Source organism: Niveispirillum irakense DSM 11586 (assembly GCF_000429645.1).
Taxonomy (GTDB): Bacteria; Pseudomonadota; Alphaproteobacteria; order Azospirillales; family Azospirillaceae; genus Niveispirillum; species Niveispirillum irakense.
In genome coordinates this window covers 26,465-41,849 of the sequence record NZ_KE386933.1, presented here as the reverse complement: position 1 = coordinate 41,849, position 15,385 = coordinate 26,465, and the positions used below count along the sequence as shown (strand labels likewise).

General features: G+C 63.5%; 17 protein-coding genes. 10 read left to right on the top strand and 7 right to left on the bottom strand.

Annotation, left to right across the window (positions count from 1 at the left end; translation table 11 throughout):
- Nucleotides 1-13 precede the first annotated feature (13 nt).
- From sufC to G473_RS0114130, 10 genes are all read left to right on the top strand, one after another.
- A complete protein-coding gene (sufC, locus tag G473_RS0114180; RefSeq protein ID WP_425411579.1) occupies nucleotides 14-775 on the top strand; it encodes a Fe-S cluster assembly ATPase SufC in 762 nt (253 codons plus the stop codon).
- Nucleotides 776-791: 16 nt separating this feature from the next.
- A complete protein-coding gene (locus G473_RS29365) occupies nucleotides 792-1,676 on the top strand; it encodes a GNAT family N-acetyltransferase (RefSeq protein ID WP_051330298.1) in 885 nt (294 codons plus the stop codon).
- A 3-nt stretch (nucleotides 1,677-1,679) separates the two neighbouring features.
- Nucleotides 1,680-3,026, top strand: coding sequence for a Fe-S cluster assembly protein SufD (gene sufD / locus G473_RS0114170; protein WP_029013643.1), 1,347 nt, complete (start codon nucleotides 1,680-1,682; stop codon nucleotides 3,024-3,026).
- Nucleotides 3,026-3,931, top strand: coding sequence for a GNAT family N-acetyltransferase (locus G473_RS29360; RefSeq protein ID WP_051330297.1), 906 nt, complete (start codon nucleotides 3,026-3,028; stop codon nucleotides 3,929-3,931). The genes sufD and G473_RS29360 overlap by 1 nt, the downstream gene beginning before the upstream one ends.
- Complete coding sequence (locus G473_RS0114155; RefSeq protein WP_029013642.1) at nucleotides 3,928-5,208, top strand: aminotransferase class V-fold PLP-dependent enzyme; 1,281 nt, start codon at nucleotides 3,928-3,930, stop codon at nucleotides 5,206-5,208. The genes G473_RS29360 and G473_RS0114155 overlap by 4 nt, the downstream gene beginning before the upstream one ends.
- A gap of 11 nt (nucleotides 5,209-5,219) precedes the next feature.
- Nucleotides 5,220-5,702, top strand: coding sequence for a Fe-S cluster assembly sulfur transfer protein SufU (gene sufU, locus G473_RS0114150; protein ID WP_029013641.1), 483 nt, complete (start codon nucleotides 5,220-5,222; stop codon nucleotides 5,700-5,702).
- A 14-nt stretch (nucleotides 5,703-5,716) separates the two neighbouring features.
- Nucleotides 5,717-6,106: an SUF system Fe-S cluster assembly protein gene (locus G473_RS0114145; protein ID WP_035707384.1), complete on the top strand. Its 390-nt coding sequence runs from the start codon at nucleotides 5,717-5,719 to the stop codon at nucleotides 6,104-6,106.
- 17 nt (nucleotides 6,107-6,123) lie between these two features.
- Nucleotides 6,124-6,468 (top strand): HesB/IscA family protein, encoded by a 345-nt coding sequence (locus G473_RS0114140; protein ID WP_029013639.1) that lies wholly within the window; start codon nucleotides 6,124-6,126, stop codon nucleotides 6,466-6,468.
- Between the two features lie 36 nt (nucleotides 6,469-6,504).
- Nucleotides 6,505-7,317, top strand: coding sequence for a ferritin-like domain-containing protein (locus tag G473_RS0114135; protein ID WP_029013638.1), 813 nt, complete (start codon nucleotides 6,505-6,507; stop codon nucleotides 7,315-7,317).
- Nucleotides 7,318-7,408: 91 nt separating this feature from the next.
- Complete coding sequence (locus G473_RS0114130) at nucleotides 7,409-7,768, top strand: hypothetical protein (RefSeq protein ID WP_154667413.1); 360 nt, start codon at nucleotides 7,409-7,411, stop codon at nucleotides 7,766-7,768.
- A 24-nt stretch (nucleotides 7,769-7,792) separates the two neighbouring features.
- Here the strand turns inward: G473_RS0114130 and G473_RS0114125 are convergent, their stop codons facing one another.
- The 7 genes from G473_RS0114125 to fusA all read right to left on the bottom strand — a co-directional run bounded on the left by G473_RS0114125 (nucleotide 7,793) and on the right by fusA (nucleotide 15,123).
- Nucleotides 7,793-8,824, bottom strand: a complete 1,032-nt coding sequence (locus tag G473_RS0114125) for an aromatic ring-hydroxylating oxygenase subunit alpha (protein ID WP_029013636.1) — start codon at nucleotides 8,822-8,824, stop codon at nucleotides 7,793-7,795.
- A gap of 98 nt (nucleotides 8,825-8,922) precedes the next feature.
- Complete coding sequence (locus tag G473_RS0114120) at nucleotides 8,923-10,377, bottom strand: TrkH family potassium uptake protein (RefSeq protein WP_029013635.1); 1,455 nt, start codon at nucleotides 10,375-10,377, stop codon at nucleotides 8,923-8,925.
- Between the two features lie 174 nt (nucleotides 10,378-10,551).
- On the bottom strand, nucleotides 10,552-10,815 hold the full coding sequence (locus tag G473_RS0114115) for a DUF2312 domain-containing protein (RefSeq protein ID WP_029013634.1): 264 nt from the start codon (nucleotides 10,813-10,815) through the stop codon (nucleotides 10,552-10,554).
- A gap of 84 nt (nucleotides 10,816-10,899) precedes the next feature.
- Entirely contained in the window at nucleotides 10,900-11,469 is a 570-nt protein-coding gene (locus G473_RS0114110; protein ID WP_029013633.1) for a TetR/AcrR family transcriptional regulator, read from the bottom strand.
- A complete protein-coding gene (locus tag G473_RS0114105) occupies nucleotides 11,469-11,957 on the bottom strand; it encodes an HPP family protein (protein WP_029013632.1) in 489 nt (162 codons plus the stop codon). Before G473_RS0114105 ends, G473_RS0114110 begins: the two co-directional genes overlap by 1 nt.
- Before the next feature lie 77 nt (nucleotides 11,958-12,034).
- Nucleotides 12,035-12,892 (bottom strand): DMT family transporter, encoded by an 858-nt coding sequence (locus tag G473_RS0114100; protein ID WP_029013631.1) that lies wholly within the window; start codon nucleotides 12,890-12,892, stop codon nucleotides 12,035-12,037.
- An 89-nt stretch (nucleotides 12,893-12,981) separates the two neighbouring features.
- Nucleotides 12,982-15,123 carry an elongation factor G gene (fusA, locus tag G473_RS0114095; protein ID WP_029013630.1) on the bottom strand — a complete coding sequence of 714 codons (2,142 nt, stop codon included), beginning with the start codon at nucleotides 15,121-15,123 and terminating at the stop codon, nucleotides 12,982-12,984.
- Nucleotides 15,124-15,385: the final 262 nt, after the last annotated feature.

Here is a 15,385-nt window from a genome sequence, read left to right as displayed (position 1 = left end):
GTGGAGCAGCGTTATGTCCCTGATCGAAATCAAGAATCTTCATGCCTCGGTCGATGGCAAGGCGATCCTCAAGGGGGTTGATCTGACCATCAAGGCCGGTGAGGTCCATGCCATCATGGGGCCCAACGGGGCGGGCAAAAGCACGCTGTCCTATGTGCTGGCCGGTCGCGAAGGCTATGAGATCACCGAAGGCAGCGTCACGTTCGACGGCCAGGATCTGCTGGCCCTGGAAGTGGAAGAACGTGCCGCCGCCGGCCTGTTCCTGGCCTTCCAGTATCCGGTGGAAATCCCCGGCGTCACCAATGCCACCTTCCTGAAGGAAGCGCTGAACGCCATCCGCAAGACGCGCGGCGAATCCCCGCTGGATGCCATGCAGTTCCTGAAGCTGATCCGGGCCAAGGCCAAGGATCTCTCCATGACTGACGAGATGATCAAGCGCGCCGTCAATGTCGGCTTCTCCGGCGGGGAGAAGAAGCGCAACGAGGCGCTGCAGATGGCCGTGCTTCAGCCGAAGCTCGCGATTCTGGATGAAACCGACAGCGGCCTGGATATTGACGCGCTGAAGATCGTGGCTGAGGGCGTGAACAAGCTGCGCGGGCCGGAACGCGGGATGCTGGTCATCACCCATTATCAGCGCCTGCTGGATTACATCGTGCCCGACGTGGTGCATGTGCTGGCCAATGGCCGCATCCAGAAGACCGGCGGCAAGGAACTGGCGCTGGAGCTGGAAGCCAAGGGCTATGCCGAGTTCGGCATCAGCGACGCGGCAGCCTGAGGAAAAGCGACACGCCATGGCCGCCCCCGACACCTATATCAGCCTGGAACGGGATATCACGGCCTCCAGCCCGGAGGCCGAACCGGTGATTGCCGGCCTGATGGCCTATAACACGGCCCGTCTGCCGCCCAGTCACAACCGTTTTATGCTGGTGATTGGTGATCCCGAAACAGGTGCCCCCGCCGCCGGCATGACGCTGATCGGCTGGGGCGACACGGCCTATTGTTTCTGGGGTGTCTGGTCCCTGCCCGATGCGGTGGACCATCCGGGGGCCGTGGGTGTGCTGCTGGGGCTGGCGGAACAGGAACTGGCGCGGCGCAACATGGTGCGGATGGAATTCTACATCCGCGCCCATGATGATACGGCACCCTACCGCGCCTATGGTTTCACGGTGCGCCAGCAGGTGGATGGGCATGTCAATGGCCGCCCCTTCACCGTGATGGAAAAGCCGGTGATCTACCCGGACAGCCCGCCCAGCGCGGAGGGGCTTTCCGTCGCCCTGCACGCACCGCCGTCGCGCCAGTTGGGCCGGGATGCCTGGGCCGTGACGGACCGGCGGCGCCGGCTGATGCTGGCCCAGCCGCTGACCCTGGTGGCAGCGCTGGTGCGCGACCGGGCAACCCATGCCGTGCTGGGCGGTGCGCTCTGCTATGCCACCCAGGGTGACTATATGGTCGATATGGTCTGGCTGGATGATCGGCTGCGCGGCACGGGTGTCGGATTCGACATGCTGGCCCGCGCGCTGGATGAAGGCCGGGCCATGGGCTGCACGCGGGCGGGGGTGGAAACGATGGATTGCCAGGCCCCCAAATTCTATCCGAAGCACGGTTTCCAGCGCTTCGCCTATGTGGCGAGCCCGGTGCCGGGCATGGGCATGAACTTCTATGAAATGCGGCTTTGAGAGATGAGTGGCGAACTGACCCCGACCCATAGCGCCCAGGGCACGAGCGCTTCCTTCATCGAACAGGTGAAGCAGGCCCAGCCTGCCCTGGCCCCGGTGGCGCATCCCTGGCTGGCCTGCTTCCGGGCGGAGGGAATGGAGCGTTTCGCCAAGGCGGGCCTGCCCACCACCCGGAACGAGGCGTGGAAATTCACCAACCTGCGCGGGCTGGACAAGCTGTCCCTGTCGCCCGCCCCGGATGCCCGGTCCGTGCCGGTGGATGCCATTCCCACAGCCCTGGAAGCGGCGGGGCCGCGTCTGGTCTTCATCGGTGGGCAGTTCCGGGCTGACCTGTCGCGTACCCAGGGCCTGCCCGATGGCGTGCTGCTGGATGCGCTATCGGCGCAGATGGCAGCTGACCCGCAGGGGCTGGCCGACCGGATGGAAGGGTTGCTGGCCCGCTTCCCCGGTGCCGACCACCCAATGCGGTCGCTGAATGCCGCCTTCCTGGCCGATGGCGCGCTGCTGCATGTGCCGGCGGGCGTGAAGCTGGAACAGCCGGTGGAACTGGTGTTCCTGGCCCCGGCGGGTGTGGCCGCCGCTTGGCATCCGCGTCTGGTGGTGCTGGTGGAAGATGGGGCGGAAGCCACCATCGTGGAACATCATGCCGGCCAGCCGGGCGCGGCGTACCTGTCCAACATCGCCGCTGATGTGGCGGTGGGTACGGGTGCGCGGCTGCACCATTACAAGATCCAGCGTGAAGGCACCGATGCCTTCCACATTGCCACGCTGAACACCCATCTGGCCGATGCCAGCACCTATGACACGTTCGTGCTGAACCTGGGCGCGCGTCTGGCCCGGCACGAGGCGCGGCAGGTGCTGGGCGGTGAGAAGATTGAGGCGCGGGTGTCCGGTGCCTATGCCATTGGCGGCGATCAGGTGAGCGACATCACCACCCTGATCGACCATGCCATGCCCAATTGCACCAGCCGCGAGGTGGTGAAGGGCGTGATCGACGGCAAGGCGCGCGGCGTCTTCCAGGGTAAGATCATCGTCCGCCCCGATGCGCAGAAGACCGACGGTTATCAGTTGAACCGCGCCCTGTTGCTCTCCGAAACGTCGGAAATCAACAGCAAGCCGGAACTGGAAATCTATGCCGATGATGTGAAGTGCAGCCACGGTGCCACGGCGGGCGAACTGGACGAGGACCAGATGTTCTATCTGCGGGCCCGTGGCGTGCCGCGCGATGTGGCGCGCGTGATGCTGATCGGTGCCTTCCTGGATGAAGCGATGGACGAGATCATCGACGAACAGGTCCGCGCCTATTTCCGCGCCGCTGCCGCAGCCTGGATGGGGACGGAACGCGCCTGATGAACGCCGCCGCCCACCCCACCTCCCTGGCCGATCTGGTGCTGGAAATCCGCCATCCGGCGGATATGTCGGCGCTGCGCTGGCTGCACGACCGGGTGTCGGCAGCCGAGCGCGCGGCCCTGGGCGTGGGGCGGGAGGATGCGGGCCTGTTCATCAAGGACGAAGCCGGGCGCATCGTGGCCGGGCTGGTCTGCTGGCTGCGCGGGCAGGATGCCTATCTGCATATGCTGTGGGTGGATGCGCCCTGGCGCCGCCACGGGCTGGCCGCCACCTTGATGCGCACGGGCGAGGCGCTGGCCGCCAAGCGCGGCTGCACCCGCGCCCTGGTGAACACCATGCGGTTCCAGGCCCCGGATTTCTATCCGCGCCTGGGCTATGTGCCCATGGGCGTGATGGCGGATTTCACCGGCGGGCATGACCGGCTGTATTTCCGCAAAGAGCCGCTGGCCGAGAAGGCCCCCGCCCCCGACATGCCGCCGGGCCTGCGGCTGGAGGTTTCCGCCCCACCGGCACCTGAGGATGTGCGGCTGGTGGAGGAAGGGCTGGATGCCCATTGGCTGCTGCATATTGACCGGCTTTACACCGAACTGACGGTGATGGCCCGCGACGCGACGGGTGCCCCGCTGGGCGGTGTGATGGGCGTCGTCGACAATGGCTATTTCACCCTGGTTGATTGCTGGGTGGAACCGGCCCAGCGCCGCCGGGGTCTGGGCCGCCGGCTGCTGGCCGCAGCGGAAGCAACGGCGGCAGAGGCCGGCTGTCGCTGGGCCACCGCCTGCCCGATGACATTCCAGCATCCGGGCTTCTTCCAGGCCCAGGGCTACGTGCCTGCGCTGCATATTGAAGATTATCTGTTGGGCCATGGCCGTTACTGGCTGCGCCGGCCCCTGGGGACGACACTATGAGCGATACCGCCACCCTTTCCCCCGCCAGCCTTGGCAATGCGCCCTATGATGTGGAGCGTGTGCGCCAGGATTTCCCGATTCTGACCCGGCTGGTGCATGAACGCAAAGGCCGGCCCGGCAAGAAGCTGGTCTATCTGGATAATGGTGCCTCGGCTCAGAAGCCGCGCCAGGTGATCGACGCCATGTCGCACCTGCTGGAGAACGATTACGCCAATGTGCATCGTGGCGTGCATTTCCTCTCCCAGCGCTCGACTGACCTGTATGAGGGCACGCGCGACAAGGTGGCCGCCTTCCTGAACGCGCCCAGCCGGGAGAATATCGTCTTCACCCGCAACGCCACGGAGGCGTTCAACCTGCTGGCCCAGAGCTGGGGCCGGCGGTTCCTGAAGGCCGGCGATGCGGTGGTGATTTCCTGGATGGAACATCACGCCAATATCGTGCCCTGGCAGTTGCTGCGCGACCAGATCGGCATTGAAATCAAGGTGGTGCCGGTCCTGGATAACGGGTCGCTGGATATGGCGGCCTATGCCCAGTTGCTGACCGACAATGTAAAGCTGGTATCCATCACCCATGCCAGCAATGTGCTGGGCACGGTGAACCCGGCCAAGCGTATCGCCCAACTGGCCCATGCCAAGGGCATTCCGGTGGCGTTTGATGGCAGCCAGGCCGCCGTGCATCAGCCGGTGGATGTGCAGGCCCTTGATGCCGATTTCTATGTCTTCACCGGGCACAAACTGTACGGCCCCACCGGCATCGGCGTGCTGTATGGCAAGATGGAGCATCTGAACGCCATGCCGCCCTGGCAGGGTGGCGGCGACATGATCTCCACCGTCAGTTTCGCCCACACCACCTACCGCGAGGCCCCCTATCGGTTTGAGGCGGGGACGCCGGCTATCGTGGAAGGGATCGGCCTGGGCGCGGCCATCGATTATGTGACGGCCCTGGGCATGGATGCCATCCACGCCCATGAACAAAGGTTGCTGGCCTATGCCACCGGCCGGCTGTCGGAGATTGAGGGCGTGCGCATCATCGGCACCGCGCCGGACAAGGCCGCCATCATCAGCTTCACCATGGATGGCATTCATCCCCACGATATCGGCACGCTGCTGGACAGCCGGGGCGTGGCGGTGCGGGTGGGCCGCCATTGCGCCGAACCGCTGATGGACCGGTTCGGCGTGGGTGCCACCGCCCGTGCCAGCTTCGCTGCCTATAATACGGAGGCGGAGGTGGATGCACTGGTGGATGCGGTGTTGGCGACAAAAAGCTTTTTTGGGTAAGGGCTTCCCCCATGTTTGATGAATTGCGCGACCTTTACCAGGAAGTGATCCTGGACCACGGCAAGAACCCGCGGAACTTCGGCAAGCCGGAGAGCTATAACCGCACCGCGCGCGGCGATAACCCGATGTGCGGCGACAAGATCAATGTCTATCTGACCGTGGATGGGAACGGCATCATCCAGGATCTGCGCTTTGACGGGCGGGGCTGCGCCATCAGCCAGGCCAGCGCCAGTTTGATGACGGAAATCCTGCGTGGCAAGCCGGCGGCAGAGGCCGAAGCCCTGTTTGAGTATTTCCATGATGTCTGCACCAAGGATGATGATGAACAGGGCGTCCATGAAAATCTGGACGAGGATGCGACCGACAAGCTGGCCGTGCTGTCGGGCGTGCGCGAATTCCCCATGCGGGTGAAATGCGCCACGCTGGCCTGGCACACGATGAAGGCCGCCCTGCATGGCGACCCTGTCACCTCCACTGAAAATTCCGCCTTCTAAGGGGGACGAAGAAGATGAGCAGCAATCCCCGCCCCATCGCCCCTGGCGTTTTCATGGGTGCCCCGGCAGAAGTGCCGGAAGATGAAAAACTGCCCGCCGACGCGCCGCTGGCCGACCGCGTGGTGGAAGCCCTGCGCACGGTCTATGACCCGGAGATTCCGGTGAATATCTATGAACTGGGCCTGATCTATCGCTGTGATGTGGATGGCGAAGGCGATGTTGAGATCGAAATGACGCTCACCGCCCCCGCCTGCCCGGTGGCCGGCGAAATGCCGGGCCAAGTGCAACAGGTGGTGCAGGCCGTTGATGGCGTGCGCAATGCCCGCGTCGATCTGGTCTGGGAACCCGCCTGGGACCCCAGCCGCATGAGCGACGAAGCCCGCATTGCGTTGAACATGTTTTGATGTGAAGGAGCCCGACCATGGCCCGTCCCCTGCCCAAGGCAATGACCATCACCGACGCCGCCGCCGAGCGGGTGAAGGAACTGATGAGCCGTTCCGACAAGCCGATTATCGGCCTGCGCGTGGGCGTGAAGGCGCGCGGCTGTTCGGGCATGAGCTATTTTGTCGAATATGCCGAGGAAAAGAAGCTGTTCGAGGAGGTGGTGGAGGATAAGGGTGTGACCATCCTGATCGACCCCGCCGCCACCATGTTTCTCATCGGGTCGGAAATGGATTATGCCGAGGACAAGTTCCAGTCCGGCTTCACCTTCAAGAACCCGAACGAGAAAGCCCGCTGCGGCTGTGGCGAGAGCTTCATGGTATAAGGGCGCCAATCCCCCGCCCTTGTCCCTTCAGTAGCGATGATGATTACCCTTGCCGACGCCGCCATCGCGGTGCTGACCACCCCGGAGGCTGCCGACAAGGTGCGCCTGTCCCGCGCCTTCGCCGCCGACTGGCGCGAGGGACGGATCAGCGAAATCGGCCAGGGCAGCCCGCCCAACCGGCCCGCGCGCCCCGCCCATCCGGAACTGCGCCATCCCAAGGATATGCCCAAGCGCGGCAAGGGGCAGAGCATTGCCAACCGTATCGCGCTTTTACACGCCATCGCCCATATTGAGCTGAACGCCATTGATCTGGCCTGGGATATCGTGGCCCGCTTCCGCGCCCTGCCCGATGGCACCACCCCGCCGCGTGCCTTTTACGATGATTGGGTGCGCGTGGCGGATGAGGAGGCCAAGCACCATGCGCTGGTCGCCGAGCGGCTGGCCCATTTCGGCGCTGCCTATGGCGATTTGCCGGCCCATGACGGCTTGTGGCAGGCCAGCGAGGCGACGGCGCACGACCTGCCGGCCCGGCTGGCCGTGGTGCCGATGGTGCTGGAGGCGCGCGGGCTGGACGTGACGCCGGCCATCATCGACAGCCTGACCAAGGCCGGCGACCTGGACAGTGTGGCCGTGCTGGAGATCATCCTGGCGGAAGAGGTGGGGCATGTGGCCGCCGGCCGCCGCTGGTTTGAACAGGCCGCCCGCTGCCTGGGCCAGGATGCCGGCCCCTGGTGGCAGCAATTGGTGCGCACCCATTTCAAGGGGGAGTTGAAGCGCCCCTTCAATGGCCTGTCGCGCGAATTGGCAGGGCTGCCATCTGACTGGTATGAACCGTTGGCCGCCGGCTGAGTGCGACGCCCCTGGTCGGCATCAGCGGCTTGTGGCAGGGTGACGCCAACGCCCGCGCAAGGGCGGTCAGGCAGTGGCGAGAAACATGGATATGCGGGCGATTTATTTTCTGGCACTGGCCCTGATGGCCCTATCCCTGCCCGCCATGGCCCAACAGCCTTCTGCCGAGCAGCAGCCCCCAGCGGCAGAGAAGAAAGCCCCGCCGGCACAGGAGATGGAAGAGGAAATCATCGTCCGCGGCCGGCGCGACGGGGAGCCCGACTTCCAGACCCAATATGAATATCACAAGCAGGAATATGACCGGCTGAACAAGATATACGGTCCGGAAACATCGCCCAACCGCCGCTTGGACCGGATGACCGATACGCCGAACCCCGATGCCGGCAAAAGCGTAATGCGCAGCCCCTCCGGCAGTACAGTCCAGGGCCGCACCAGCAGTCCCGTGCCATAACAGCCGCAGTAACCGCTTCCCCCCTCAACTGCGCCAGCGCAACACTGTATCCTTCACCGGGTTGACGAAGGGCCGCGCCTCTGTGTGGGCGCGCATATATTCATTCTTGAGCTGGTAGTACCAGCGGGCCTGCGTGTCGGCATCCTTGATCAGCATCAGGGTCGGCTCATGCCGCAGCCCTTCCTGCTGCTTCACCACCACATCGCGATCCTGGCCCAGGAAGCGGCGGACGAATCGGCGCAGCACCGGGCGCGCGACATTGGCCCAGCCCAGGGTCCAATAGAAGCTGTTGGTCACTTCCGTGCGGTTGGCATCCAGTGGCGTCACCGTGGTCAGGTTCACGATCCGGTGGCGGCCAGCGACAATATGTTCCGTCCGGATGCCGGGCAGGCGGAAGCTGATCTCCGTCTCCGGCGCGCCACCCAGCAACTTGTAGGCGGCGGAATTGGAAGAGGGCCGGTGCCGCTTCATGGCGAAGCCATAGGGCGCCGGGCCAAAGGCCTTGGCCTTTTCATGGATGCTTTTGGCCGAACGCCAGAACCAGCTTTGATGCACGAAGGGGCCATGCGCGGGGTCCATCAGCCCCACGACCGCATGATCGACATGGCAGGGAAATTCCATCACCTCGGTCAGGTTGGGCGCGCGTCCCTCCATATCCGGCATTTGCGGCGGCGGGCCGTCCGGCTCCTTCTCCCCCATCCAGATCCAGAGATTGCCCTGCGCATCTGCCACGGGATAGCGGCGGACCTTGATCCGGTTCAGATCAAATTCCTGCCCCTCCACCAGCGAGGGAATGGCGGTGCAAGCGCCGCTGCCATCGAAACGCCAGCCATGATAGCAGCATTCAACCTCCCGCCCGTCAAACCGGCCGCAGGAAAGCGGAATGCCGCGATGGGGGCAGATATCACGCAGGGCAAAGGCCACACCATCATGGCCCCGGGCAAACACCACCGGCTGGCCCAGCAGCATCTTGGCCTGCATGCCACCCGGCGCCAGGGCGGCGGACGGCATGGCGAAATACCAGATATCGGTCAGGAAGGGGGCGGGCTCGGCCAATTGCGGCATATCCGGCGGCAAGGGAAAAGATGGCCGGCACCATAGCAGGCCGGACGCCGGCGGTCAGCAGGCCCGCAAGCCCCGCTCCCCGTTCTCGTTCAGCGCCGCCAGAAACTGGGGCTCAACAGCACCAGCACAGTGAACAGTTCCAGCCGCCCCAGCAGCATGCCCAGCGACATGACCCAGATCGCGGCCTCGTGCAGGGGCTGGTAATTCCCAACCGGCCCGATCATCGGCCCCAGACCTGGACCGACATTGCCCAGCGCCGTAGCCGCGGCCGAGATGGCATGGGTGTAATCCAGCCCGGTCATCCCCAGCAGCACCGCGAAGATCAAAATCAGGGCCATATAGACGAAGGTGAAGCTCATCACCGACATGATGACATCAGACCCGACCGGCTTGCCGCTATAGGTCAGCGGCAACATCCGGTTCGGGCTGAACAGCCGGTTCACCTGGGTCCGCAATGCCAGCCACATGATCTCGAACCGGAACATCTTGATGCCGCCGGAGGTGGAACCGGTGCAGCCGCCGACCAGCGTCAGAATGAAGAACAAGGCCACCGGTCCCGGCCCCCATTGCAGATAATCGGCGGAGGAGAAGCCCGTTGTCGTGATCAGGGAAACACAGTTGAACAGCGAATGGCGCAGTGCCTCACCAAAAGGCAGCGTATCCATCGCTGCCAGATAGAGTGCCAGCAACAGCGACACGATCAGGGTGAAGGCGGTGTAGGTCCGGACCTGGCTGTCCCGCCACAGGCCGACATAATCGCCCCGGACCAGGCTGATATAACGCACGAAGGGCAGGCTGCCGCAGAACATGAAGAAGATCAGCACCCATTCCACATTGGGGTTTTGGTAGAAGCCGATCGATGTGTCCTGCGTGGAAAAGCCACCCGTCCCCAATGCCGTCATGGAATGGTTGATCGCGTCGAACATGGGCATGCCCGCAGCGCGCAGCGCGATGATGCAGACGAAGGTCAGCGCCAGATAGACCCAGCCAAAACCCAAGGCCATATCAGCCGCTCGCGGCACTACCTTGTCGGACTTGTCCGACGATTCGCTGCGGAAAAGCTGCATCCCACCGACCCGCAGGAAAGGCAGGATCACGATCCCCATGCCGACAATGCCGATGCCCCCCAGCCAGACCAGCAAGGACCGCCAGAGCAGCAACCCAGGCGGCAGGGTGGACACCACCGCATAAGCCGATGCGCCCGTTGTCGTCAGGCCCGACATCGCCTCGAAATAGGCAGCGGAGAAGGACAGGCCATTGGCAGAAAACATGAAAGGCAGCGCTGCGAACAGGCACACCACCACCCAGGATGCCGTCGTCAGGATGAAGGTCTGGCGCAAGGACAGGACGATTCGCCCGGTCCGGTTCGTCAGTATCAACAGCACCCCGAAGAACAGGGTCAAGGCCGAGGAAACGGCGAAGACACGCCAGTCATCGGAGCCGGCCACCAGATCAGCAACCAGCGGCACGGCCATCGCCAGCGCGAGGACCGAGAGCAACGCACCGATGACATAGAAAATGGGACGAACGTCCAGGGAGAGCATGGCACTCCGGCGGCTTGGGATCCGCGATGGCGCGGGCCGGCCATCCGTTGAAAGGTTTCTTCACCTTTCGGGAAGGCGGCCTTCTCGTCAAGGCGCTATCTGAAGCACCAAAGGGAACGGCCGGGGAAAGCCCCCGGCCGCCGGCAAAATCCCGCAAAAGCGGCTTTCTACGGCTTACTCGATCCCGAGCGCCGACTTGTAGAGATCCAGCAGGGCTTCCATTTCCTGCCGGTCATTGGACTCCATCTTACGGATGCGGATGATCTGGCGCATGATCTTGGTGTCGAAGCCGGTACCCTTGGCCTCGGCATAGATATCCTTGATATCGTCCTGGATACCCTTCTTCTCTTCCTCCAGGCGCTCGATGCGCTCGATGAAGGAACGCAGCCGGTCGGCCGCAATGCCGCCGACGTCGGTAGAGGTTGCCGCGTCAGACATAGGATGCCTCGTTCAAATTCGATCAGGGAAGGCCGCGACCTTATCCAGCCATTGGGGGATAAGCAAGCCGGTTGGTGGCAAGGGCTATGGCCCCCGCCATGCGACAGATAGACGTTGCCGCACCTGCTCCATCGCCGCGCGGAAGGGCTGCTCGCTATCCAGGGCACGGGACAGGACCAGGGCACCCTGGATGGTGACAAGGGTATCGAGGCTGGCGCTTTCCGCTTCCGCCGGCGGCAGACCAGCGCGTTGCAAGGCGATAGCCAGCGCCTTGTGCCATTGGGTGAAATAGCCGTTCAGCGCCGGGGCGAAGCGGTCACGGGTTCCATCCAGCGCGAACGCCCCTACCAGGCAGATACGGCGCCCGGACTGAAAATAATCCGCCACAGCATCGATCATTCCGTTCACGGCTTCTGCCGGGGGCAGCGTTTCCAACGGCTGAAAAATCGTTCCTGCGAACCAGTGCTGCACCGACTCCAGAACGGCTGCCGCCATCTCCTCCTTCCCGCCGGGGAAGAAATGATAAAGGCTGCCCTTGCCCAGCCCCGTCCTCTTACAAAGCCGGCTGATACTGGCGCCCTCAAAGCCGAATTCGCGGAAAGCCTCCGCCAGAAGCGGAATGGCGTCGGCCCGCTCTGCCACCAGACGGGCCATCAGGCGGGCCGCAGCGGGTATGTCACGCCACTGGCGCGGTGGAACATCACCGCGATGGCAACAAGGGTACAAGCGCCCAGCAAAACCGGCATAACCAGGAAGTCCGGCCCCGGCGACAGGGCGAAAACCAGCAGCGGATCGGCGCCGGCCGGCGGGTGTGTCACCCGCAGCGCGCCCATCAGGGCAATAGCGAGGCCAACCGCCAGCGCCACCGCCCACCATTGATTGGGCAGGAGAGCATGCATGACCAGCGCCACAGCCGTAGCCAGGACATGCCCGCCGACAACATGGGCCGGCTGTGACAGCGGGCTGTACGGTGCTGCGAACAGAAGCACACAACTGGCCCCAAAGGGCGCAATCAGCAGGGGCGCCTGCATGAAGGCGGAAAAAGCCGCAACACAGCCGATTGCCAGCAGGCCGCCCAGGCCGGAAAGGAATGTCACACGCCAGGGCTGGGTCGGCTGATGACGGGAGATGAAATGGCGCATGAAACCTCACCTGTACCGATCAGTAAAAATTTTACCGATCGGTACAGGAATAAGTGCAACCAGTCAAGGGGGATAGCTCATCCCCGCCGCAACACCAGGGCCACGCCCCCAGCCGTCACCGCCATGCCGGCCAGCGCCAGCGGCCCCAGCGTCTCCCCGAACAAGGCCCAGCCCATAAGGGCGGTGACCGGAGGGGTCAGATAGAACAGGCTTGCCACCCGTGACGCCGCCCCCCGCTTGATCAGCATGAACAGCAGGAAGATGGCGCCGACCGACAGGACAAGGCACAGCCAGCCCAGGGCGAAGATGAAGTCCCAGGTCCAATCGACTTGCATCGTCTCCATCCAGGGGGCCAGCACGGCGAACAGGGTGCCAGTGGCGGCATATTGGATGGCCGTGCCGCTGCGCAGATCCATGCCGGTGCAGAAACTCTTCTGGTAGAGCGTGCCAGCCGTGATGCCGAGAAGGGCGATGCCGGCCAGAATCAGTGACCAGCCATCGCCATTGCGCAGCGCCAGCTTCTCCCCCACCACAGCCGCAACGCCCAGCAAGCCCAGGCCCAGCCCCAGCCATTGCAGCGGCCGGATCCGTTCCCCCAATAGCGGACCGGCCACCAGGGCCGTCAATACCGGCTGCAGGCCAACAATCAGCGCGACCGTTCCCGCCGGCAGACCATGATGGATGGCACCGAACACGCCCCCCAGATAGGCGCCATGAACCAGCAGCCCGGCCAGGGCGATGTGCCCTGCCTCCCGCCTTGTAGCCGGCCAGGGCGCGCGGGTCCAAACTGCCAGTGCCATCAGCAGCACGGCCACCAGGGCCATCCGCCACAGCAGAAAGGTCAATGGCTCCGCATGGGGCAGACCCAGCTTGCCGCCGATGAAGCCAGTGCTCCACAGCAGCACGAACAGGGCGGGGGCAAGCTTGTCGATCATGGGGAACCGCTTTTCAGACCTGAATATCCAAAGAAAAACGGCCGCCCCTTTCGGGACGGCCGCTTTCCAACTCAACCAACAGCCGGAAATCAGCCGTTGTTCTTGCCCTGCTTGGCAACGATTTCGTCAGCGACGTTCCTCGGCACCGGATCATAGTGCGAGAATTCCATCGTGAACGAACCGCGACCGGAGGTCATGCCGCGCAGCTGGCCGATATAGCCAAACATGTCGGACAGCGGCACATGGGCTTCAACGGCGATGTTGTTGCCACGCTCCAGCTGACCCAGGATCGTGCCACGACGACGGTTCACGTCACCGATCACGTCACCCAGATAATCTTCCGGAACCACCACTTCGACCTTCATGATCGGTTCCAGCAGAACCGGACCGGCCAGCTTCATGGCTTCGCGGAAGCAGGCCTTGGCGGCGATTTCGAACGTCAGGGCGTTCGAGTCGACGTCGTGGTACTTACCGTCGATCAGGGTGGCCTTGAAGTCCACAGTCGGATAGCCGGCGATGACACCGTCTTCCTTCTGCATCTGCAGGCCCTTATCGACCGAGGGGATGTATTCGCGCGGCACGGTACCGCCGACCACCTGGTCGACGAACTCGTAACCCTCACCGCGTTCCTTCGGCTCGAAAATGATCTTCACTTCAGCGAACTGGCCCGAACCGCCGGTCTGCTTCTTGTGGGTATAGATGTGCGTGACCGGACGGGTGATCGACTCGCGATAAGCCACCTGCGGACGGCCCATGACGCCTTCCACACCATATTCGGTGCGGACACGGTCCAGGGTCACTTCCAGGTGCAGTTCGCCCATGCCGCGCAGCAGGGTCTGACCGGTTTCGCGATCGGTTTCCAGACGCAGGGACGGATCCGCGCGGACCATCTTGCCGATGGCGGCGCCGAACTTGTCCTGGTCGCCACGGTTCTTCGGCTCGATGGAGACGGAGATCACGGGCTCGGGGAAACGCATACGCTCCAGCACCACCGGGGCGGTGGCATCGCACAGCGTATCACCGGTATCGGTTTCAGCCAGCGACACGAAGGCAACGATGTCACCGGCGCGGCATTCTTCCAGATCGTTGGTGTCCTTGGCGAACATTTCCACGATACGGCCGATACGCTCGCGCTTGCCACGGGTGGTGTTCAGCAGCTGGGTGCCCTTGGTGACAACGCCCGAATAGACGCGCACGAAAGTCAGCGAACCGTACTTGTCGTTCAGCACCTTGAAGGCAAGACCCGAGAACGGCTCTTCATCGGAGCAGATACGCTCGCCGTTCGGGTTACCATCGGGATCCACCGTCTTGATGGCTTCCACGTCGGTCGGAGCGGGCAGGTACCACACAACAGCGTCCAGCAACTGCTGCACACCCTTGTTCTTGTACGAAGAACCGCACAGCACCGGCACGAAGGCGCCGGACAGGGTGGCCTTACGGATGCACTCGCGGAGCTTGTCGGCGTCCGGCTCGGTGCCTTCCAGATAGGCTTCCATGGCGGCGTCGTCCTGCTCCACGCAGGCTTCGACCAGATCCTGACGATACTGCTTGTACTGGGACAGCAACTCGCGGTCATAGGCGTTGGTGATCTTCAGCTTGTCAGCCAGATCATCCGTAACGTCCCAGATTTCCCACTTGCTGTCCTTCTCCTCGGAGAACCAGACATAAGCCTTCATCTCAACAAGGTCGACGATGCCGTGGAAGTCATCTTCCGAACCGATCGGCATCTGCAAGCAGATGGGGCGGGAGCCCAGACGGTCAACGACCATCTTCACCGTGCGGCGGAAGTTGGCGCCCGAGCGGTCCATCTTGTTGACATAGCACATGCGCGGCACTTTGTAGTTGTCCGCGAGGCGCCAGTTGGTCTCGGTCTGCGGCTCAACGCCGGCCACACCGTCAAACACCACGACCGCGCCGTCGAGCACGCGCAAGCTACGGTTCACCTCAATGGTGAAGTCCACGTGGCCCGGGGTGTCGATGACGTTGATCTTCTTGCCCTTCCAGAAGCAGGAAACGGCCGCCGACTGGATCGTGATGCCGCGCTTCTGTTCCTGCTCCATATAGTCGGTCGTCGTCGACGTCTTCAGATCCTTGGTATCATGAACGTCGATGATCGTGTGCTTACGACCGGTATAGTAAAGGATGCGCTCAGTCGTGGTCGTCTTGCCGGCATCGACGTGGGCGATGATGCCGATATTCCGAATATCAGAAAGCGGGGTAGTGCGGGGCATAAGAAGGGCTCCGTCGTCCAGCGTCGTGTGAAAAAAATCAACCGACCCGGCGTGGTGAGGTCAGGTGTTCGGAAGGCGGGCCGATCCACGTAGGCAAACCATACCCGCACGAAAAAAACCGGGGTGCCGTCAGCGCCAAGCGCCTCGGTTCCCCGGTGGCGGCCTATTTAGCGCGGATGGGCCCAGATGCCAAGGGGGGATATGGCATGACGGGTAAGCGCGTGTGAACAAGCTGTTCACCCTCATCGCCGTGCATTCAAAG